The 1,110-nt window shown below is 58.0% G+C and carries 1 protein-coding gene; it reads right to left on the minus strand.

All coding sequences use genetic code 11. The features are described from left to right. A partial coding sequence (locus tag P5540_20000; protein HRT67098.1) for a hypothetical protein occupies nt 1-927 on the minus strand: 927 nt, incomplete at its 3' end. Between the last annotated feature and the right edge of the window lie 183 nt (nt 928-1,110).

The raw sequence follows: 1,110 nt of genomic DNA on the forward strand, positions 1-1,110 counted from the left end.
CGGCTCCGGGATGATCGTGATTCCGGCGCCGGATGCATTGAAGTCGTCGAAATAGAGTTGGCCGGCGCCGACCGAATACGTCGTCGTCGGCGGGTTTCCCGTCAAAGTTTGCGCGACGCCGCCCACGTTGATGAAGAAATAATCGCCGGCGACCATGTTCCATGCAGTGGTGTCCAATTCGTTCCCGAACTGGACAAAACCCGAACCGGTGTCGTAGAGGAATTTGAGCCGACGCGTCGTTTCGTTGTATTCGATGCGGAAACCCAGCATTACCGGGCCGGAAGAGCTCAACGACGCGATGACGTCGTTCTCAACGTCATTGATTCGCCCGCTCTGACGCAGGGCATGGCCGAATCCTGAACCGCCGAAGATGGATCTGTCCACGTAGGCTAGATTCGCTTCAAAGGCGTGCTCGTCATAAATGCCAGTGCCGAGATTTCCCGGTTCCACAATGAAATTGGCGGAAACGAAATCGTTGCTGCTCATTCCCGGAAACGGGAATGGATCCGTGCCACCGTCGAGCCGAATCTTGACCTCTGCGGACCAGCTCGCGGAGGTCAGCCCCAGCGCCCTGGATACTACACCGGCCCCCGCGCGACCGTAGACAGGGGAAACATCTCCTCGAAACTCCAATTGGCCCGCGGTTTGGACCAACTGGCCCTGGCCGGATTGATAGCTCGGCAAAAACCACTTGTTACCGTCTATCGCGGCCCCGGAAAAATCGTCGGTGAGTACATCGGCTCGAGCGATGCCGATCCACCCTGCCGCCATGCCGACGGCGACGACTCCTTGCCACAGACAATTCAAACGCTTCTTCATTGGTCCAACCCTCCGGCATGTCTCAGCAGGCGTCGATCTTGGCCCAAAGATTTGCCGTGTCCGTGCTGTTTCACCGGCTGCGGTGCAGATCTTTTGGCCGACGCTCATGCGAGACCCTGGGCCAATAGATTCCGGCGCAAAGTATCATAATTGCTGAACAAACCGTCAAGTCTAACTATTACACTTCGCTTGCCTTTGTTCCGGCCGCAACAAGCGGCGCAGCTCCGACAAAAGACCGACGGTGCGACGCTGGGCGCGCGCCTCCGCCACCGTTGTGCCGTCCGCTTTTTT

This window comes from Candidatus Hydrogenedentota bacterium, from assembly GCA_035450225.1.
Classification (GTDB): Bacteria; Hydrogenedentota; Hydrogenedentia; order Hydrogenedentales; family SLHB01; genus DSVR01.